The sequence below is a fragment of the Myxococcus sp. MxC21-1 genome (genome assembly GCF_032612255.1).
In the GTDB taxonomy this organism is placed as follows: Bacteria; Myxococcota; Myxococcia; order Myxococcales; family Myxococcaceae; genus Myxococcus; species Myxococcus virescens.
In genome coordinates, this window is the sequence record NZ_CP123278.1 from 7,400,686 (window position 1) to 7,418,957 (window position 18,272).

Annotated in this window: 20 protein-coding genes and 2 pseudogenes; 20 read left to right on the top strand and 2 right to left on the bottom strand. The window is 68.0% G+C overall.

Features of this window, described 5'->3' with window-relative positions:
• The 14 genes and pseudogenes from QEG98_RS32870 (at window position 1) to QEG98_RS32935 (ending at window position 13,648) form a co-directional block, all read left to right on the top strand.
• Window positions 1-366 carry an HNH endonuclease gene (locus tag QEG98_RS32870; RefSeq protein ID WP_316564082.1) on the top strand — a complete coding sequence of 122 codons (366 nt, stop codon included), beginning with the start codon at window positions 1-3 and terminating at the stop codon, window positions 364-366.
• A 401-nt stretch (window positions 367-767) separates the two neighbouring features.
• Window positions 768-1,430: a cytochrome c3 family protein gene (locus QEG98_RS32875; RefSeq protein ID WP_090492146.1), complete on the top strand. Its 663-nt coding sequence runs from the start codon at window positions 768-770 to the stop codon at window positions 1,428-1,430.
• Between the two features lie 269 nt (window positions 1,431-1,699).
• Window positions 1,700-1,840 (top strand): hypothetical protein, encoded by a 141-nt coding sequence (locus tag QEG98_RS32880; RefSeq protein WP_316564083.1) that lies wholly within the window; start codon window positions 1,700-1,702, stop codon window positions 1,838-1,840.
• A complete protein-coding gene (locus QEG98_RS32885; RefSeq protein ID WP_316564084.1) occupies window positions 1,837-4,617 on the top strand; it encodes a 4Fe-4S dicluster domain-containing protein in 2,781 nt (926 codons plus the stop codon). Before QEG98_RS32880 ends, QEG98_RS32885 begins: the two co-directional genes overlap by 4 nt.
• Window positions 4,618-4,620: 3 nt before the next feature.
• Window positions 4,621-6,060 (top strand): NrfD/PsrC family molybdoenzyme membrane anchor subunit, encoded by a 1,440-nt coding sequence (gene nrfD / locus QEG98_RS32890; RefSeq protein WP_316564085.1) that lies wholly within the window; start codon window positions 4,621-4,623, stop codon window positions 6,058-6,060.
• 5 nt (window positions 6,061-6,065) lie between these two features.
• Window positions 6,066-6,611, top strand: coding sequence for a DUF3341 domain-containing protein (locus tag QEG98_RS32895; RefSeq protein WP_011556030.1), 546 nt, complete (start codon window positions 6,066-6,068; stop codon window positions 6,609-6,611).
• Window positions 6,608-7,201, top strand: coding sequence for a cytochrome c (locus QEG98_RS32900; protein WP_316564086.1), 594 nt, complete (start codon window positions 6,608-6,610; stop codon window positions 7,199-7,201). Before QEG98_RS32895 ends, QEG98_RS32900 begins: the two co-directional genes overlap by 4 nt.
• Window positions 7,198-8,442 carry a hypothetical protein gene (locus tag QEG98_RS32905; RefSeq protein WP_316564087.1) on the top strand — a complete coding sequence of 415 codons (1,245 nt, stop codon included), beginning with the start codon at window positions 7,198-7,200 and terminating at the stop codon, window positions 8,440-8,442. The genes QEG98_RS32900 and QEG98_RS32905 overlap by 4 nt, the downstream gene beginning before the upstream one ends.
• Window positions 8,439-8,900 carry a hypothetical protein gene (locus QEG98_RS32910; protein ID WP_316564088.1) on the top strand — a complete coding sequence of 154 codons (462 nt, stop codon included), beginning with the start codon at window positions 8,439-8,441 and terminating at the stop codon, window positions 8,898-8,900. Before QEG98_RS32905 ends, QEG98_RS32910 begins: the two co-directional genes overlap by 4 nt.
• A gap of 42 nt (window positions 8,901-8,942) precedes the next feature.
• Window positions 8,943-9,823: pseudogene (locus QEG98_RS32915) on the top strand (SCO family protein).
• Window positions 9,820-10,866 carry a cytochrome c oxidase subunit II gene (gene coxB, locus QEG98_RS32920; RefSeq protein WP_090492139.1) on the top strand — a complete coding sequence of 349 codons (1,047 nt, stop codon included), beginning with the start codon at window positions 9,820-9,822 and terminating at the stop codon, window positions 10,864-10,866. Before QEG98_RS32915 ends, coxB begins: the two are co-directional and overlap by 4 nt.
• On the top strand, window positions 10,850-12,520 hold the full coding sequence (ctaD, locus tag QEG98_RS32925; RefSeq protein WP_316564089.1) for a cytochrome c oxidase subunit I: 1,671 nt from the start codon (window positions 10,850-10,852) through the stop codon (window positions 12,518-12,520). The genes coxB and ctaD overlap by 17 nt, the downstream gene beginning before the upstream one ends.
• Window positions 12,510-13,178 carry a cytochrome c oxidase subunit 3 family protein gene (locus tag QEG98_RS32930; RefSeq protein WP_141594492.1) on the top strand — a complete coding sequence of 223 codons (669 nt, stop codon included), beginning with the start codon at window positions 12,510-12,512 and terminating at the stop codon, window positions 13,176-13,178. Before ctaD ends, QEG98_RS32930 begins: the two co-directional genes overlap by 11 nt.
• A gap of 14 nt (window positions 13,179-13,192) precedes the next feature.
• The gene (locus QEG98_RS32935) at window positions 13,193-13,648 is read left to right on the top strand and encodes a cytochrome C oxidase subunit IV family protein (RefSeq protein ID WP_090492136.1); all 456 of its coding nucleotides are present in this window, start codon (window positions 13,193-13,195) and stop codon (window positions 13,646-13,648) included.
• Window positions 13,649-13,728: 80 nt separating this feature from the next.
• Here the strand turns inward: QEG98_RS32935 and QEG98_RS32940 are convergent, their stop codons facing one another.
• The gene (locus QEG98_RS32940; RefSeq protein WP_316568003.1) at window positions 13,729-14,334 is read right to left on the bottom strand and encodes a DUF481 domain-containing protein; all 606 of its coding nucleotides are present in this window, start codon (window positions 14,332-14,334) and stop codon (window positions 13,729-13,731) included.
• Window positions 14,335-14,398: 64 nt separating this feature from the next.
• Window positions 14,399-14,605: a hypothetical protein gene (locus QEG98_RS32945; protein ID WP_316564090.1), complete on the bottom strand. Its 207-nt coding sequence runs from the start codon at window positions 14,603-14,605 to the stop codon at window positions 14,399-14,401.
• A 323-nt stretch (window positions 14,606-14,928) separates the two neighbouring features.
• On the opposite strand from QEG98_RS32945, the gene QEG98_RS32950 reads away from it, so the two are divergent.
• From QEG98_RS32950 to QEG98_RS32975, 6 genes and pseudogenes are all read left to right on the top strand, one after another.
• A complete protein-coding gene (locus QEG98_RS32950) occupies window positions 14,929-15,600 on the top strand; it encodes a hypothetical protein (RefSeq protein ID WP_316564091.1) in 672 nt (223 codons plus the stop codon).
• 76 nt (window positions 15,601-15,676) lie between these two features.
• Window positions 15,677-16,360 (top strand): GNAT family N-acetyltransferase, encoded by a 684-nt coding sequence (locus QEG98_RS32955; RefSeq protein WP_316564092.1) that lies wholly within the window; start codon window positions 15,677-15,679, stop codon window positions 16,358-16,360.
• Entirely contained in the window at window positions 16,327-16,632 is a 306-nt protein-coding gene (locus QEG98_RS32960) for a hypothetical protein (RefSeq protein ID WP_316564093.1), read from the top strand. Before QEG98_RS32955 ends, QEG98_RS32960 begins: the two co-directional genes overlap by 34 nt.
• 21 nt (window positions 16,633-16,653) lie before the next feature.
• Window positions 16,654-16,881: a hypothetical protein gene (locus tag QEG98_RS32965; RefSeq protein WP_316564094.1), complete on the top strand. Its 228-nt coding sequence runs from the start codon at window positions 16,654-16,656 to the stop codon at window positions 16,879-16,881.
• 19 nt (window positions 16,882-16,900) lie between these two features.
• On the top strand, window positions 16,901-17,224 hold the full coding sequence (locus tag QEG98_RS32970) for a YkgJ family cysteine cluster protein (protein ID WP_316564095.1): 324 nt from the start codon (window positions 16,901-16,903) through the stop codon (window positions 17,222-17,224).
• Window positions 17,225-17,278: 54 nt separating this feature from the next.
• Window positions 17,279-18,262, top strand: a pseudogene (locus tag QEG98_RS32975) (hydrolase).
• Window positions 18,263-18,272: the final 10 nt, after the last annotated feature.

An 18,272-nucleotide genomic window follows, 5' to 3' on the forward strand; every position in this document is an offset into this window, starting at 1 on the left:
ATGAGCTACGCCAAACGCCGCAAGATACTGGGTATCATCGAAACGGATAATACCTTCGAGCGCGCCAACCACCGGGGCCGCGAGGCGTGGCTCGGCAAGTGCTTGCACTGCAACGCGCACTTATGGGTCGGCCTGGATGGCGAGCCGATCAGCCGCGCCACCATCGAGCACATCCTCCCGAAGACGGCCGGGGGCACCGAGACGCTGAGCAACCTGGGTCTGGCCTGCGCCCGGTGCAATCAAGGCAAGGGCACCCGGCACGACGCCCGTTATCACCGGGACGCGCGCGCCCGGGAGCTGGTGGAAAGGCTTCTGGCCCGGCGCCTCGCGCGCTGGCGGAAGCCGGAGACCGACGACGCGCCGTGAAACACCCGGAGTGATCCTCCCCGACGGGTGCTTTGCTCAATCGTCCCTACCTCCCTCCAGAAGAGAGATTCATCACCGCGCGACCGCGACTTTCCGCCCTCGCACGAGGAAGTGGTATCCCCGTGCCGCCACATCTGAATGGTTGACACTGCCGTGTCGATGCCCGATGGTCCCGCGCCGCATTAGGGCAGGGAGAGGAGGAGGGCCCCGCCCACGGCATTACTAATAGAGGTTTCGTTGGACGTGTCCGCTTCGCCTTCAGTGCGCCAGGAGCTACCGCCCACCCGCCCCAGTGGGGCCGGGAATGCCCCTCCGCTCCCTGTGCCCGGTAACGCCCACGCCTCGCCTTTCGTTCCCTTCACGAGTGCTGTTGTCGAAGCCCCCTTGCCCATGGTCCAGGTATGAGCGGCCCTCTCTTCCCACGTTGGACGAACACGGTGTCGCGGCTGTCCGCCGCGGCGCTCCTTGCCGTGCCCGCCATCGGTATTGGCGGTCTCATGGCCTACGTGCGCTCGCCGTACGTCACTGGCCAGCAGCGGCCCATTGAACAGCCGATCGAGTTCGATCACCGCCACCACGCGGGTGATGAGCAGATTGACTGTCGGTACTGTCACTGGTCGGTCGAGGAGTCGCCCTCCGCGGGCATCCCCTCCACCACGGTGTGCATGTCCTGCCACGCACAGGTCTGGAACAAGAGCCCGTACCTCAACGAGGTCCGCAAGGCGTTCTTCTCCGACCAGCCCATCCCCTGGGTCCGCGTGCACAACCTGCCGGACTTCGTCTACTTCAACCACTCCATCCACGTGGCCAAGGGCGTTGGCTGCGCCACCTGCCACGGCCGCGTCGACCAGATGGCCGCCGTGGAGCAGGCCGCGCCGCTCACCATGGCCTGGTGCCTGGATTGCCACCGCAATCCGGAGCCCCACCTGCGTCCGGCGGAGTTCATCACGTCCATGACGTGGACCCCGCCCGAAGACAAGGCCAAGGCCGCTGAGCTTGGCCGCCAGTTGGCTGAAGCGTACGACGTCCACTCGCGCGAGAGCTGCTCCACATGCCACCGATGAACACGAAGCGCGACGGCGCCCCGTCGCAGGATACCCCCTCCTCCTTCGCGCTCCCGGTCGTCACGGACCGGCCTGCCGCCAGGTCCGACGTTGTCGGCGAGGCGCTTGAGCACGCGGCCGCCAACGCCTCCCCTCCGAGCCCGGCTATGGCCAGACGTACTGGCGCAGCCTGGAGGAGAAGCTCGGCACGCCCGACTACCTGGAAGAGACGCGGCCGGAGTTCCCCGTCGGCGCGGACGGCCCCCACGGGCTTCGCCCGCCGCGAGTTCATGCACCTGCTGGGTGCCTCGCTGGCGCTGGCCGGCGCCACGGCGTGCAGCACCCGTCCGGTGGACGAGCGCATCCTGCCGTACACCAAGACGCCCCCGAGCTCGTCCCGGGCAACCCGCTCCACTACGCGTCCGGCATGACGCTGGCCGGTCACACCTCCGGTCTGCTCATCACCGCCCGCGAGGGTCGCCCCGTGAAGATCGAGGGCAACCCGGACCACCCGGTCAACCAGGGCGCCGCTGGCCCCTGGGAGCAGGCGTTCCTCCTGTCCCTGTACGACCCGAGCCGCGCCCGCGTGCTCCGTCAGGGCAAGAGCCCCCGCGCCCTCCGCGCCCTGCGCGAGGAGCTGGTCAACGCCACCAGCAAGGCCGCCGCCAATGACGGTGGCAGCCGCGTGCGCTTCCTGTCCGAGCCCGGCAACTCGCCGCTGACCGGCGACCTGCGCAGCCGCATCCTGAAGAAGCTGCCGAACGCGCGCTTCCACAGCTACACCGCGCAGACGCACGACACGCAGGACGAGGCGCTCCGCGCGCTCTTCGGCGGACAGCCCGTTTCGGCCGTCTACGACTTCGCCCAGGCGGACATCGTCCTGTCGCTGGACGCGGACTTCCTGGAGAGCCGCCCGGAGAACCTGGGCTACGCGCGCCAGTTCGCCAACCGCCGCGACCCGAACAACGGTCCGCTCAACCGGCTCTACGTGGCCGAGGCCCGCTTCTCCATCACCGGCGGCATGGCCGACCACCGCCTGCGCGTGAAGTCGCAGGACGTGCTCGCGGTCGCCGCCGCCGTGGCCCAGGCCGTGGGTGGCCCCGCCGCCTCGCTGGCTGGCGCCGCCGCCAACAAGGCGTCGCTGAAGTCGGACCACACCGCCTGGGTTCAGGCGGTCGTCGCGGACCTGCGCGCCGCGCGTCCGGGCCGCACCCTGGTGGTCGCGGGTGAGCGTCAGCCGGCGGCGGTCCACGCGCTGGCCCACGCCATCAACGCCGCGCTGGGCAACACCGGCACCACGGTGAAGTACGTGCAGTCGTCCATCGCGGAGCAGGAGGGCCTGAGCCAGGTCCGCGCGCTGGTGGAGGACATCACCGCCGGCCGCGTGGACACGCTGGTCATCACCAGCTGGAACCCGGTGTTCTCGGTTCCGGCGGACACGGGTCTGAAGGAGCTGCTGGACCCGGCGACCAACCCCAACCGCGGCAACCTCACCGTCATCTACACGGGCCTCTACGAGGACGAGACCAGCCAGTACGCCGACTGGTTCGTCCCCGCGGCGCACCCGCTGGAGACGTGGAGCGACGGCCGTTCGTTCGACGGCACCGTGGCCATTGCCCAGCCGCTCATCCAGCCGCTCTACAACGGCGTGCCGGAGTCCGAGCTGCTGGCGATGTTCCTCGACGAGCCCTACCGCCCCGCGTACCAGATGCTGCGCGACTACTGGCAGGGTCAGTCCGAGGGCCAGGGTGACTTCGAGGCCCGCTGGGAGAGCTGGGTGTCGGACGGTGCCATCCCCGGCACGCAGGCCGCTCCGGTGCAGGGCGCTCCGGACTTCGGCGCCGCCTCCGCGTTGGTGACGGGCTACACGGCCCCCGCCACGGGCGAGCTCGAGATCAACTTCGTCTACGACTACAAGGTCTTCGACGGCCGCTTCGGCAACAACTCCTGGCTGCAGGAGCTCCCGGACCCCATCACCAAGATGACCTGGGACAACGCCGCGCTGCTGAGCCCGGAGACCGCCAAGAGGCTGAGCCTTGAGCCCGGTGACCTGGCGGAGCTGACCTACGGCGGCCGCAAGATGACCGTGCCGGTCTGGATCACCCCCGGCCACGCGGACGACACCGTGACGATGGCGCTGGGCTACGGCCGTGACGGCCTGCACGAACAGGTGGCCAAGGCGGTGGGCTTCAACGCCAACGCGGTGCGCACCGTGAAGGCCCCCTGGTTCGACGGCGGCGCCACGCTCACCAAGGTGCGCGGCAGCTACAAGTTCAGCCTGACCCAGACGCACTGGCGGATGGAGAACCGCCCGCTGGCGCTGGACATGCCGCTGTCCGAGCTGAAGAACCCGTCCATCGCGACGCAGCACACGCTCCACCGCGTCAAGAGCGAGCTGAAGTTCGGCGTCCAGGACAACCTGCCGGCCTTCGACTACAACAAGGGCCCCGATAACCCCCAGGGCTACAAGTGGGGCATGGCCATCGACCTGTCCCGCTGCACCGGCTGCAGCGCGTGCGTGATTGCCTGCCAGGCGGAGAACAACATCCCCGTCGTGGGCAAGCAGCAGGTCTCCGTCAGCCGTGAGATGCAGTGGCTGCGCATCGACCGCTACTTCGAGGGCAGCGAGAGCGACCCCCGGATGGTCATGCAGCCGGTGATGTGCGTGCACTGCGAGAAGGCCCCCTGCGAGTACGTCTGCCCGGTGAACGCCACCGTGCACTCGGACGAGGGCCTCAACGACATGGTGTACAACCGCTGCGTCGGCACCCGGTACTGCTCGAACAACTGCCCGTACAAGGTGCGCCGGTTCAACTACCTGCACTACACGGCGGACAAGACGGCCACCGAGAAGATGCTGATGAACCCGGACGTCACCGTCCGCAACCGCGGCGTGATGGAGAAGTGCACGTACTGCGTCCAGCGCATCGAGCGAGTGCGCATCGACGCCCGCGTCGAGAAGCGCCTCATCAATGAGAAGGAGCTGCAGACGGCCTGCCAGCAGACCTGCCCCACGCAGGCCATCACCTTCGGCTCCCTCAACGACCCGCAGCAGCGCGTCACGCAGCTCCATGAGGACGAGCGCGCGTACAAGCTGCTCCACGAGCTGGGCACCCGCCCGCGCACCGCGCACCTCATCCGCGTCCGCAATCCCAACCCCGCCCTCGAGCCCGCCGCGTCCGCCGCTGCGAACCAAGGGAGCCACTAAGCCATGGCTGAAACTGCTTCCAACACGTATCACGACCCGCTCGAGCCACGACCCCTCGTCGCGCCGCACCATGACGACGCGACCCTGAACGAGACGCTGCTGGACCATGTCTGGCGCAAGCCGGGCAAGGGCTGGTTCATGCTCTTCGGCCTGTCGCTCAGCGCCCTGGGCCTGCTCGTCATCGGTGTCACCTACACGCTGGCCCGCGGTATCGGCGTGTGGGGTAACAACCAGCCTGTCGGCTGGGCGTTCGACATCATCAACTTCGTCTGGTGGGTCGGTATCGGCCACGCCGGTACGCTCATCTCCGCCATCCTCCTGCTCTTCCAGCAGAAGTGGCGCACGAGCATCAACCGGTTCGCGGAAGCCATGACGCTGTTCGCCGTCATGTGCGCCGGTCTGTTCCCGCTGCTGCACACCGGCCGTCCCTGGTTCGCCTTCTGGCTGTTCCCCTACCCCAGCACCCTGGGCGCGTGGCCGCAGTTCCGCTCGCCGCTGGTGTGGGACGTGTTCGCCATCTCGACGTACCTCACGGTGTCCGCGCTCTTCTGGTTCGTGGGCCTCATCCCGGACCTGGCGGCGCTGCGTGATTCGTCCAAGACGAAGCTCCAGCGGACCATCTACGGCCTGTTCGCGCTCGGTTGGCGCGGCTCCGGTCGGCACTGGCACAACTACAAGATTGCGTACCTGCTGCTGGCCGGTCTCTCCACGCCGCTCGTGGTGTCCGTGCACACCATCGTTTCGTTCGACTTCGCCGTCTCCCTGCTGCCCGGCTGGCACGCCACCATCTTCCCGCCGTACTTCGTGGCCGGCGCCGTGTTCAGCGGCTTCGCGATGGTGATCACGCTCATCATCCCGGCGCGCAAGTACCTGGGTCTGCGGGACGTCATCACGGACCGCCACCTGGAGAACATGAACAAGGTCATCCTGGCGACGGGCCTGCTCGTCTCCTACGGGTACCTGATGGAGCACTTCGTCGCCTGGTACTCGCAGAACCAGTACGAGCTGTGGACGTTCTACGTGAACCGCGCCACGGGCCCCTACGCCGGCGTGTACTGGCTGATGATCGCCTGCAACGTCATCACCCCGAACATCTTCTGGTTCAAGAAGTGCCGCACCAGCATCCCCATCATGTGGGTGGCGTCCATCGCGGTGAACATCGGCATGTGGTGCGAGCGGTTCATCATCATCGTCACCTCGCTGAGCCAGGACTTCCTGCCGTCCTCCTGGGGCATCTACACCCCGACGTGGGTGGACTGGTCCATCTACATCGGCACGCTGGGCCTGTTCGGCACCCTGTTCCTCCTGTTCCTCAAGTTCGTGCCCGCGGTCGCCATCAGCGAGGTGAAGGAGCTCCAGCTCGAGCTCAAGCACGCCGCTCACCAGCACGGCTCTGATGATGCGCTCGCCGGCGCCGGCACCCTCACCCACGGAGCTCACTAAGAGCCATGGAAGCCACCGTTCTCGATTCCTGGGTCCTGGCGGAGTTCTCGACGCCGGACGCCCTCGTGACCGCCACCCGCCAGATGCGGGAGAAGGGCTTCGAGGGAATGGACACCTACTCTCCGTACCCGCTGCACGGCGGGTCGGAGGCCCTGGGTCTGCCGCCCTCGCGCGTGCCCTTCATCGCCCTGTGCGGCGGTCTGACGGGCGTGGCCACGGCGCTGGCCATGCAGACGTGGATGAACACCATCGACTACCCGCTCAACATCGGTGGTCGCCCGCTGCTGTCGCTGCCGGCGTGGGTGCCCATCACGTTCGAGCTGGGGGTGCTGTTCGCCGCCTTCGGCATCTTCTTCGGTCTGCTGGGGCTCAGCCGCCTGCCCCAGCCGTACCACCCCGTCTTCGAGTCCGAGGAGTTCCGCACCGCCTCCACGCACGGCTACTGGCTGAGCGTGCCCCAGGCGACGGGCACGGACGCGGCGCCGGTCATGGATCAGCTCAAGGCCCTGGGCGCGACCCAGGTGACCCTCGTCACGGGAGAGAAGGAATGAGGTGGCTCATCCCCGCCGCCGGACTCGCCACGCTCACGGGCTGCAACGTCAGCTCGGAGTTCCTCCAGCGAATGGAGCACCAGGCGAAGTACGAGTACTACGAGGCGTCCGACTTCTGGGCGGACGGTCGCGCCATGCGCACGCCTCCCGTGGGTACGGTTCCGCGTGAGCGCTTCGACAAGCTCCCCGAGCTCAAGGACCCCACGCAGCGCCAGGTGGCCCTCACCGGCCGCAGCGCCGGCCAGCCGGTGGCCCACCTGCCCATCGCGGTGGACCAGAACCTGCTGACCCTGGGTCAGAAGAAGTACAACATCGTCTGCTCGCAGTGTCACGGCGTGCTCGGCGATGGAAACAGCATCGTCGCGGAGAACATGGCCCTGCGCCTGCCTCCCTCGCTGCTGGACCTGGAGAGCAAGCCGGACGGCCACTTCTACGTGGCCATCAACGAGGGCTACGGCGTGATGCCGTCCTTCTCCGGTGAGCTCGACCTGCGCGAGCGCTGGGCCGTGGTCGCCTACGTCCGCGCACTCCAGACGGCCCGCAATACCCGCACGGACGGCCAGCAGCCCGTTCCGCAGGAGAACCGATGAGTCCCCCCGTCACCAACTCGCACACCAACTTCGGGCCGTACACCGGCACGCCGAAGCTCATGGTGCCCGCGTTCGCCGTGGGCATTCTCTGCCTCCTGGCCACGCTGGGTGGCTTCTTCGCCACCGACGCCAAGGGTGAGACGGCGCACGCCTATCTGATTGGCTTCACCTACTGGGTGGGCATCAGCGTCGCCTTCCTCATCATGCAGGCCATCTTCCACACGGCGAAGGCCAAGTGGCTCATCGTGCTGCGCCGGACGATGGAGACGGCCTCCGCGGTGGTTCCGGTGTTCTTCGTGCTGGCCCTGCCGCTGCTGGCCATGGCCACCTACCTCTACCCCTGGTGGGAAGGCTCCGAGCTGACCAAGGGCTACTCCAGCCTGGAGCTGGAGCACCTGAGCCACAAGCAGCACGGGTACCTGAACAACCACCTCTCGTTCCCCCCCGGCGTGGGCGTTCGCCACATCATCTACTTCGGCGTGTGGACCTTCGCGGCCTGGCGGCTGCGGTCGTGGAGCCTGAAGCAGGACACCGAGGGTGGACTCGATTTCACGGTGAAGCAGCGCAAGTTCTCTCCGGGTGTGCTGCCGTTCCTTGCCCTCACCATCACGTTCGCTTCTTTCGACTGGCTGATGAGCCTCACGCCGCTCTGGCAGTCGACCATCTTCGGCGTCTATTACTTCGCCGGAAGCTTCCTGGCGGCCTTCTGCATCCTGACCATCGTCACGGTGAGCGCCCAGGGCAAGGACCTCTACGGCAGCGTCGTGAAGCTGGACCACTTCCACAACCTCGGCAAGCTGATGCTCGCCTTCACCGCGTTCTGGGCCTACATCGCCTTCTCCCAGTTCATGCTGGTGTGGATCGCGAACATCCCGGAAGAGGCGCCCTGGTACGGCCTGCGCATGTTCGGCCCGTGGCGGTCGATGTCCATCGCCCTGTTCTTCCTCCACTTCCTGCTGCCCTTCGGCATCCTGCTGTCGCGCAAGCTGAAGCTGCAGCCTCGGAAGCTGGCCTGGGTGGCGGCGTACCTGCTCATCATCCACGCGGTGGACCTGTACTGGCTGGTGTGGCCAGCGCTGACCGGTGAAGCGGGCCCGACGCTCCACTGGTCGCTGCTCACGGCCTTCTTCGGAGTGGGTGGCATCGCGGTGGGCTTCGCCCTCTTCCTGGCGCGTGGCCACTACACGCTCACGGTGAAGGACCCCTACATCGCCGAGTCCTTGAGGTACGTGCAGCCATGAAGAAGACCCAGGTTGAGCTCGAGTCGCGCGTCATCGTCGGCGCGCACGGCGTGGCGGCGGAAGAAGACCACCTGGTCATGGGCAAGGTGGTGGGCGTCGGCGTGGGTGCGCTCGCCATCTTCGCGGTGGGCATCGTCTGGGCCTACACCATCCAGGTCCGGACCATGGCCGACATCCAGCCAGACGGTCCGCCGCCGCGTCCCGCGGCGATGGGCCAGTACGAGGTGGGCATCGTCAACCAGCGCCTGTTCGAGCAGGACTGGCACGCCGTGGACAAGATCAGCGGCCAGGACCAGGCGCTGCGCGCCGGCTGGGGTGACCAGCCGGGCGTGAAGCAGCACCCCGGCATCGACGCCGCGATGAAGACGGTCATCGAGCAGAAGCGCAACCCGCCCCCTGCTCCGACCCCCACGCCCACCCCGGAGACCCCTCCCGGGCAGACGCCTCCGGCACCGTAGCAGTAGCCTTCACCGCTCCCCTGTCGTAAGAGCCGTCCTGCAATGATGTCCACCCGCTCCTACATCCTTCCGCGCGCCCGCCGCGCGGGCTTCCTCGCCGCGGCGGCGCTGGTGCTGGCCGTCGCGGTGCCGGCCTCCGCCATGCCGGTGCCGGGAAGACGCCCCGGGCCATCCTGGAGGCACAGCAGGACCTGCCGCCCCCCATCCAGGGTGTGGACGTGCAGGAGCATCTGGGGGAGCTGGTGCCCATGGACACCCGCTTCCTCGACGCCTCCGGGCGCGAGGTGCGCCTGGGCGACGTGGTGCCGAAGGCGCGGCCCACCCTGCTGACGCTCGTCTATTACAACTGTCCCATGCTCTGTAACCTGGTGCTCAACGCCCAGGTGCAGTCCATGAAGGAGCTCGGGCTCGAGCTGGGCAAGGACTACGAAGCCGTCACCGTCAGCATCGACCCTGACGACACGCCCGCCCAGAGCCTGGAGCGGCGGCGGCGGCACCTGCAGTCCATGGGCAAGCCGGAGACGGCCCCCTGGCACTTCCTGACCGGCACGGACGCGGAAATCCGCCGGCTCGCGGACGCCCTGGGCTTCAAGTACACCTACGATGAGAGCACGAAGCAGTACGCCCACGCAGCCGTGGTGCACGTGCTCACGCCGGAAGGCAGCATCTCCCGGTATCTCTACGGGACGACGTTTCCCCCCTCGGACATGAAGCTGGCGTTGCTGGAGGCGGCCAATGGCCGCGTGGGTACCAGCTTCGATCAGATCATCCTGTCCTGCTTCAAGTATGACACCGCCAGTCGGCGGTATGGCTTCTACATCTTCGGGTTCATCCGCCTGGGCGGCATAGCCGTGTTCTGCGCCCTGGCGACGATGCTGATCTACTTCTGGAGGCGCGAGCTGAAGAAAGGCGCGGCGGCATGAGCGAGCTTCTCAACAATATCCTGTTCCTCCCGGAGGCCGCGTCCACGTTCGCGGAGCGAATCGACACGCTGCATCACTTCGTCGTGGGTACGACGATGGTGATGTCGACGGCGGTCGGTCTGGCGGCCCTGTTCTTCTTCTTCCGTTACCGTCGTCGCCTCCCGGCGCAGGCGACGGAGTACATCGTCCCCACCCTGAAGACGGAGTTCCTCTTCGTCTCCGTTCCCCTCGTGTTCTTCCTGGCCTGGTTCGGTATCGGGTTCCGGGACTTCACGTGGGTCACCACGCCGCCCAAGGACTCGATGGATGTCTACGTCATGGGCAAGCAGTGGATGTGGAAGTTCTCCTACCCGGAGGGCCCCAACGGGGTGAACGTGCTGCACGTGCCGGCGAACCGTCCGGTGCGTCTGCTCATCACCTCGCGTGACGTGCTGCACTCCTTCTACGTGCCGGCCTTCCGCATCAAGATGGATGCGCTCCCGGGCCGCTACACGCAGATCTGGTTCGAGGCGACCAAGCCGGGCACGTACCAGGTGCTGTGCACCGAGTACTGCGGCCTGTCGCACTCGAAGATGCTGGCCGAGGTCGTCGTGCTTCCGCAGGAGGAGTACGAGAACTGGATCCAGGAGCAGCGCCGCGGCCGTCTGCAGGACCGTCAGGACGCGCTGGCGGACAACTCCCTGGTGCCGCCGGTGGCGCGCATGGTGGAGCAGGGCCAGGTGCTCGCGGGCACCCAGGGCTGCCTCAAGTGCCACTCGGTGGACGGCTCGCAGCACATCGGCCCCACCTTCCTGGGAATGTATGACCGCGTGGAGCAGCTCGAGGATGGGCAGACCATCCGCGTGGACGAGGCCTATATCACCCAGTCGATGATGGACCCGGGCGCCCACCTGGTGGCGGGCTACCAGAACGTGATGCCGACCTACCAGGGCAAGCTGCAGGGCCCGGAGACGGCCGCCATCGTCGAGTACATCAAGTCGCTTCGCACTCCGAACGTCCGTGAGGGCGCCTCCGAGGGACCCGCCTATGACGCCATCCAGTAGCATTGCAGCCCCGGGCGCCACCCCCGCGCCCGAGGAGCATCACGACCACCACCCGAACTACCTGGTCGACGGCACCACCATCAAGTCGTGGCTGCTGACGGTCGACCACAAGCGTATCGGGCTCATGTTCCTGTTCTGGGTCCTGCTGTTCTTCCTGGTGGGCGGCATCTTCGCGCTGCTCATCCGGGTGGAGCTGCTGACGCCAGGCCCGACCATCATGGACGCGATGACGTACAACCGTACGTTCACGCTCCATGGCCTGGTCATGATCTTCCTGTTCATGATTCCGGCCATCCCCGCCGTCTTCGGCAACTTCATGTTGCCGCTGATGCTGGGTGCCAAGGACGTGGCCTTCCCCCGGCTGAACCTGCTGTCGCTCTACATCTACCTGGCCGGCGCGGTGTTGGCGCTGTGGGGCATGCTCAACGGCGGCCTGGACACGGGCTGGACGTTCTACACCCCGTACAGCGCGCACACGACGGCCACGGTGGCGCCGGTGCTGTTCGGCGCGTTCATCATCGGGTTCAGCTCCATCGTCACGGGCATCAACTTCATCGTGACGTGCCACACCATGCGCGCGCCGGGCATCACCTGGTTCAAGATGCCGCTGTTCGTGTGGGCCATCTACGCCACCAGCGCCATCCAGGTGCTGGCCACGCCGGTCATCGGCCTGCTGCTGGTCCTGGTGACGGTGGAGAACCTGTTCGGGTTCGGCATGTTCGACCCGGCGCGCGGCGGCGACCCGGTGCTCTTCCAGCACCTGTTCTGGTTCTACAGCCACCCGGCCGTGTACATCATGGTGCTGCCGTCCTTCGGCGTGATGAGCGAGATCGTCGCGACCTACAGCCGCAAGAACATCTTCGGCTACCGCGCGGTGGCGTACTCCAGCCTGGGCATCGCCTTCGTGGGCTTCTTCGCCTGGGGCCACCACATGTTCGTGTCCGGCCAGTCCACCTTCGCGGGCGGCCTGTTCGGCGTGCTGACCATGCTGGTGGGTGTGTTCACCGCCATCAAGGTCTTCAACTGGGTGGGCACCGTCTACAAGGGCGCGGTCGAGTTCAAGACGCCCTTCGCCTACTTCTGCGGCTTCCTGTTCTTCACCGTGTTCGGTGGCATGACGGGCATCGCGCTGGGCACGGTGTCGCTGGACGTCCCCTGGCACGACACCTACTTCGTGGTGGCGCACTTCCACTTCATCATGGTGGGCGCGACCATCATGGCCTTCCTGGCCGCCCTCCACTACTGGTTCCCGAAGATGTTCGGGCGCACGTACCACGAGGGTTGGGGTCTGGTGTCCGCGGCACTCATCATCCTGGGCTTCAACGCCACGTTCATTCCCCAGTTCCTGCTGGGCAACAACGGCATGCCGCGCCGCTACTACGAGTACCCGGAGCGCTTCCAGGCGCTGAACGTGGCCTCCACGGCCGGCGCGACGCTGCTGGCGTTCGGGTTCATCATCATCGCCATGTACCTGACGTACGCCCTCATCTACGGCAAGGCGTCCGGCAAGAACCCGTGGCGCAGCAAGGGCTACGAGTGGCTGTCCGAGTCTCCGCCGCCGACCCACAACTTCGTGGGGCCGCAGCCGGTGTTCCCGGAGGAGCCCCACTTCTACGTGGACCCCAAGAAGGCCGAGGTGCCCGATGCAGTCTAGTTCTCACGCCGCGGGGGGCGCCGCCCTGCCCGTCCCCCGGCTCGCCGGCCACTTCGCCTCGCTCGAGGTGCAGAACCACGCCGCGCGCCTGGGCATGTGGCTGTTCCTGGCGACGGAAATCCTGCTCTTCGCCGGCCTCTTCATCTGCTACGGCATCTACCGCTTCCTCTTCCCGGAGGCGTGGGCCGCCGCCAGCCGCAGCCTGGACCTGACGCTGGGCACCATCAATACGGTGGTGCTCATCACCTCCTCGCTCACCGCGGCGCTCGCGGTGCACTACGCGAAGGAGGGGAAGAACAAGATGGTCGCGGTGCAGATTGGCCTCACCCTGGTGATGGCCGTCGGCTTCCTCGTCATCAAGTACTTCGAGTACCACCACAAGTTCGAGATTGGCACGCTGCCGGGCCGCTTCTACTCGTACGAGGGCATCCAGCTTCCGGGCGTGCCCCTGTACTTCACGGTCTACTTCTGCGCGACGGCCCTGCACGGCATCCACGTCGTCATCGGCATGATCGTGCTGGCCTTCTCCATGGTCCGCGCGCTGAAGAAGGCCGACTTCGGGCCGAACAACTTCACCATGGTCGAGCTGGGCAGCATGTACTGGCACCTCGTCGACCTGGTGTGGATCTTCCTCTTCCCGATGCTGTACCTCGTTTGAAGGGTTCCTCCACCATGGGCATTGCCAACGAATCCCGGCAAGAAGAACAGAACATGCGTGAGGAGCACCACGGAGCGGGCCGTTACTGGCTCATCTGGGGCCTGCTGCTCGTGCTGACGGTCGTCACGGTCGTCACCGGCCGCATCCACATCCCCACCTGGGGCCTGGTGCTGGCGCTCGTCATCGCCTCCACCAAGGGCACGCTGGTGCTGCTCTACTTCATGCACCTGGCTGACCACCGCGGCGCCAACCGACTGGTATTCGCTGTCTCCATCATCTTCGTGGTGCTGATGCTCGCCATTCCGATGGTGGACCTGGGCACCCGCTTCCGCGGCGCCACGCCTCCGGGTTCGACGTACAGCGACCTGCAGGCGATCGACATCGGCGCGGACGCCGAGGAAGGCCGCTACGGCGGCGCCCTCCGCAAGCAAGGGAAGATGGGCGAGGAGTCCGGCGCGCCCAAGCAGTAAGGCGGTCGGGGCGGCTACCGCCCCACGCCACCCACACGCGGCGCCGAGGGACCTCCCCGGCGCCGCGTTGCTTTTGCGGGCTACAGCATCACTTCGAAGTTCAGCGCCAGCGCGGTGTCCGTGGACACCTTGCCCGGAGGCGGCGCGCTGTCGTGCTTCACCAGGAAGCTGGTGCCCAGCGACAGCTGCTTGGTGAGCCCCACGGACAGCTGCGTCTGGCTGTTGAAGAGCATGCGCGAGTCGCCGATGACGCTCACCAGCACCTCCACGTCCTCCTTGAAGGTGACGTTCTGCGCCAGGCCGTAGCGGAACACGGCGCCGAAGCGAGGGCCGCCCAGGTCGACGTCCGGCAGGTTCAGCCGCGTGGGGTAGTACTGGAAGCGCGTCTCGTTGGCGTAGCGGAAGGCGGCGTCCGTGCGGAGGTAGGACTCGCGGCCCTTCTCCTTCTTCTCGTCCCACCACAGCACACCCAGACCGCCTTCGCCGAAGGTGCGCGACTCCACGCTCTTCACGTGGTCCGTCTCCGCGCCCCCCAGCAGGTAGCCGCTGATGACTTCGGTGAAGCGCCGGTCGCCGCGCAGCTCCAGGCCCGCGTTGAACGCCACCACCTGGGACTCGGCCTCCTCGCCCGTCACCTCGGGCGGACGGCTGCGGCCATAGGAGCCGTAGGACTTGATGGCGTAGATCCAGTGGTCCGTCGTGCGCTGGGCGCTGGCCGGCCGCTCACCGTCAGGGTGGAGGCGTTACCCGTCAGCGAAATGAGGCCCAGGCCGACGGTGACGTCCCACTCCCCTGCTTCTTGTCGGTGGCGGGCGCGGCTGCAGGCGCAGGGGCCGGTGGCGGAACGGTGGCGGCGGCGGCGCGCTCGGCGGCCTCGGCGGCACGGGCGCTGGCCTCGGCGGCGCGCTCAGCGGCGATGGCGGCGCGCTCGGCGGCGATGGCGGCGCGCTCCTCCACGCTGGGGGCGCGGCGGGCGCGGTCTCCGCGGCGGGAGCCGGCGGCGTGGAGGAAGTGGGCGCAGGCGTCTGGGCCTGCAGGGACGTGGCAATCAAGAAGGCAGCGGAAAGCATCGGGTCTCCAGGTCAACGACGCCGGCAAAAGCCTGAGTCCGGGTGTGGAAGTCCTGTGTTCCCCCCGATGCCGACGCAGCTCCCTTCCTGCTTCAAAGGCCCGCCGCGCTTCAATGGCTTAATGGTCGAATTCGGACACGCCCCGCCGCCACCGCACCGGGTGGGTCCGTTCCCACCGCCTTCCAGGCAGCTGTTGAAAGAAAAAGGCCCATGCCCCTGCGACCCGCTCCGCTCCTGCTGCTCTGCGCCCTGCTCGTCCCCGCCGCGGCCTCCGCCCAGCGCGTCACCGTCCCGGTGGACGTGGGGGTGGGGCCCGCGGCCTTCGCCTTCTTCGGCCCCGTCTTCGACGACCAGCCCATCCACACCGGGCTGAAGCTCTCCGTGGAGGCGGTGCTGGACAAGGAATGGCTGAAGAAGAACCAGCGTCGCGTGCCCCAGCGCTACCGCAAGTACGCCAAGAGCCTGGATGAGGTCCGCATCTCCCCGTCCATCCTCATCCCGGACGCGCTCATCATCTCCCCCAAGCTGCGCAATACCGGCATGTACGGCGCCACCTGGAAGCCGCTGTCGCTGGGGGTGCCGCTGACGTCCAGCCCGGCGCGGCTGTCGCTCGGCGCGGGGCTGCTGCTGACGTACGTCTACATGCACTCGGACACGCTGCCCAACACGCACTTCCTGCGGCCCGGCGCGGAGGTGGGCATCGACCTGGAGCTCCAGCTCTCCAAGAGCTTCCTGCTAGGCGTGGGCTGGGAGTCCGCGTTCTACGTCCCGCAGGAGCTGGGAGGCCTGGGCCTGCCCGAGCGCCTGCGCGATGGCATCTTCCACGTGGGACAGGCCTACATTCAGCTCCACTTCCGGTTCCCCTACACCGTGCGCTTGTAAGGCGGAAGGCAGGCAGGCCTCGCGGGCCCTCCAGGGCTGCTGCGAAGCGTCGCGCGCGCGACTACCCTGCCCCGCCATGCATCTGGTCGTCGCCAACGAAGCACAGAAGGCGGAGAGAGACCGCCACACCTATACCGCCTGGGGGTCGCCCCTCACCGTCGAGCAGTTCCTCGAACGGGAGCAGCGGCTGCGCGCCCATCCCTGGAGCCGGGACACCATGCGCACCTGGCTGCTGTGCGATGACGCCGGCCGCGTGCTCACCTCATGTGAGACGTTCCGCACGCCCAGCTACCTGCGCGGCCCCGACTGTCAGACGACGCGCGGCGACAGCTTCGTCATCGCCAGCGTCTACACCGAGCCGGCCCTGCGCGGACACGGCCATGCCACGCGGCTGATGGACCAGGTGGCCGCGGAGCTGGAGCGCACGGAGCCAGACGCCCAGGCCGCCGTGCTCTACTCCGACGTGGGCGCCCGCATCTACCGGCGCTCCGGCTACCAGGAGGTCCCCGCCTGGGACTGGCACCTGCCGGTGGGCAATGGGCCCGTGATTCGCAAGGTGGACGCGCTGTTGGAAGACACGGACGTGCCCTCGGCGCTCGAGCGGATGCGGCGGCCGGAGGTGCCCTTCTACCTGTGGCCGGACGCCACGCAGGTGGACTGGCACCTGGAGCGCGAGCGCATCTACGCGGAGCTGCTGCGCCGCCCCCGGCCCCGGCCTGCGGCGCGGTGGTGGGCGCGTCCACGGCGCTGTGGGCGATGATGGCCCGCCAGGGAGAGCTGGTGGTGCTGATGCTGGACGCGCGCTCCGAGGACGACGCCGCCGCGCTGCTGGAGGCCGCGGGGGCCCAGGCCCACAAGGCCGGACTGTCCAAGGTGGTGCTGTGGGAGGAGCCGGGCACCATGCCGTGGGTGGCCCGGCTTCCCGAAGCCAGCCGAGAGGCCCGGGATGGCTCGCTGCCCATGGTGCGACCCCTGCGCGAGGGCCTGCCCACCGCCGCGGACATTCCCTTCGCTCGCGCGCTGTGGGCGTGAGCGTGCGGCTAGGATGCGCGCATGGCCCGCAGAACCCGCATCATCGAAGGCACGGGGAACTGCACCTCGTGTGACACGAAGTCGATTCGCGCCCGGCACAAGCGCTGCCCCCTGTGCAACAACCCGCGCGAGCTGACGGGCCAGGAGTCGGAGTGCGACTTCGGCGGCGTGGACGCGGCCAGCGGGAAGTCGCGCGCGCGCCTCACCGTGACGAACCTGGGCACGGTGGAGAAGGTCGTGCCCCGATGAGTGCCCCCACGCCAAGCCCGTGGAGTGCACGCGCTGCGGCGCCTGCTGCGTGGCGCCGGACATCGCCGCGCTGGACAAGCCGCTGGGCCTGCGCTGCCCACACCTGCAAGAGGACAACCTCTGCGGAGTCTACGAGGAGCGGCCCGCCATCTGCCGCGACTACCAGGCGGATGAAGTCTGCACCCTCATCGAGGCCCCCACGCTGGAGGAGCGCGTGGAGAAGTACCTGGGCCTCTTCGGGCTCCAGGCGGAGGCCCACGCCTTGCGCGAGCAGGGCTGTGCGTCCATGCGCATGGCCCGCCGCCTGGCCACCCTGCGCCGCCCTGATGGCGCCAAGGACTAGGCGCCGGCGGCAAGAGCGCTTGTCGTCCCCACGCACGGGCGTTATCCCCCGGCCGTGCGATTCCAGCCCACCCAACCCTTCGTGCCCGCACCCGGCCGGCCAACGAGCACGCGCAGACCATCTACGCCTCGCTCGTGCGCCCCACCCGCACGCCCGCGCTGCGACGCGAGCGCATGGAGTTGCCAGACGGCGACTTCGTCGACCTGGACACCTTCGACGGCGCGGCGGGCGCGCCGCATGTCGTGGCGCTGCACGGCTTGAGGCTCGTCCCGCGCGGGCTACGTCACCGCCATCCTGCGCGGTGCGAGGACGCGCGGCTGGGGCGCCACCGCGCTCAACTTCCGCTCATGCAGCGGCGAGCCCAACCGGCTGGCGCGCTCGTACCACTCGGGCGACATCGACGACGCGCTCCGGGTGCTGAACGAGACGCGCGCCCGCGTCACCGGCCCGCTGTTCGCGGTGGGCTTCTCCCTGGGCGCCAACGTGCTGTGCCGGCTGCTGGAAACGCTGGGCGACGACGCGCCCGTGAAGGCCGCCGCGTCCGTCAGCGCGCCGTATGACTTGAGCGCCTGCTGTCGCAAGCTCGACGCGGGAGGCCCGTTCCACCGGCTGTACCGCGAGCGCTTCCTGCGGACGCTGAAGCAGAAGGCGCGCGAAAAGCTGCGCCACTTTCCGGAGGCCTTCGACGGCCGGGCCATGGAGGCGGCGCGCACCATCCGCGCCTTCGACGACGCGGTCACCTCCGCGCTGCACGGCTTCCGCGACGCCGCCCACTACTACGCGGAGTCCTCCGCCGGCCCCCGGCTGCACGCCATCCGCCGGCCCACGCTGCTGCTGAGCGCCGCGGACGACCCGATGCTGGAAACGCCCGTCATCCCGCCCGCCGCCGCCGCGAATCCCCACCTGAGCGTCGTGGTGACGGAGCACGGTGGACACGTCGGCTTCGTCGGCGGCCAGGTACACCGGCCCCACTTCTGGGCGGAGGCGCAGGTGCTGGCCTTCTTCGACGCGGTGCTGTCCCAGCCGCGCGCGGACTGAGGCAGCGGCC

Excerpts from the sequence above, each read along its gene's own strand:
- QEG98_RS32870 (WP_316564082.1), top strand. The coding sequence starts at position 1 with ATGAGCTACGCCAAACGCCGCAAGATACTGGGTATCATCGAAACGGAT.
- QEG98_RS32875 (WP_090492146.1), top strand. The coding sequence starts at position 768 with ATGAGCGGCCCTCTCTTCCCACGTTGGACGAACACGGTGTCGCGGCTG.
- QEG98_RS32880 (WP_316564083.1), top strand. The coding sequence starts at position 1,700 with ATGCACCTGCTGGGTGCCTCGCTGGCGCTGGCCGGCGCCACGGCGTGC.
- QEG98_RS32885 (WP_316564084.1), top strand. The coding sequence starts at position 1,837 with ATGACGCTGGCCGGTCACACCTCCGGTCTGCTCATCACCGCCCGCGAG.
- nrfD (WP_316564085.1), top strand. The coding sequence starts at position 4,621 with ATGGCTGAAACTGCTTCCAACACGTATCACGACCCGCTCGAGCCACGA.
- QEG98_RS32895 (WP_011556030.1), top strand. The coding sequence starts at position 6,066 with ATGGAAGCCACCGTTCTCGATTCCTGGGTCCTGGCGGAGTTCTCGACG.
- QEG98_RS32900 (WP_316564086.1), top strand. The coding sequence starts at position 6,608 with ATGAGGTGGCTCATCCCCGCCGCCGGACTCGCCACGCTCACGGGCTGC.
- QEG98_RS32905 (WP_316564087.1), top strand. The coding sequence starts at position 7,198 with ATGAGTCCCCCCGTCACCAACTCGCACACCAACTTCGGGCCGTACACC.
- QEG98_RS32910 (WP_316564088.1), top strand. The coding sequence starts at position 8,439 with ATGAAGAAGACCCAGGTTGAGCTCGAGTCGCGCGTCATCGTCGGCGCG.
- coxB (WP_090492139.1), top strand. The coding sequence starts at position 9,820 with ATGAGCGAGCTTCTCAACAATATCCTGTTCCTCCCGGAGGCCGCGTCC.
- ctaD (WP_316564089.1), top strand. The coding sequence starts at position 10,850 with ATGACGCCATCCAGTAGCATTGCAGCCCCGGGCGCCACCCCCGCGCCC.
- QEG98_RS32930 (WP_141594492.1), top strand. The coding sequence starts at position 12,510 with ATGCAGTCTAGTTCTCACGCCGCGGGGGGCGCCGCCCTGCCCGTCCCC.
- QEG98_RS32935 (WP_090492136.1), top strand. The coding sequence starts at position 13,193 with ATGGGCATTGCCAACGAATCCCGGCAAGAAGAACAGAACATGCGTGAG.
- QEG98_RS32950 (WP_316564091.1), top strand. The coding sequence starts at position 14,929 with ATGCCCCTGCGACCCGCTCCGCTCCTGCTGCTCTGCGCCCTGCTCGTC.
- QEG98_RS32955 (WP_316564092.1), top strand. The coding sequence starts at position 15,677 with ATGCATCTGGTCGTCGCCAACGAAGCACAGAAGGCGGAGAGAGACCGC.
- QEG98_RS32965 (WP_316564094.1), top strand. The coding sequence starts at position 16,654 with ATGGCCCGCAGAACCCGCATCATCGAAGGCACGGGGAACTGCACCTCG.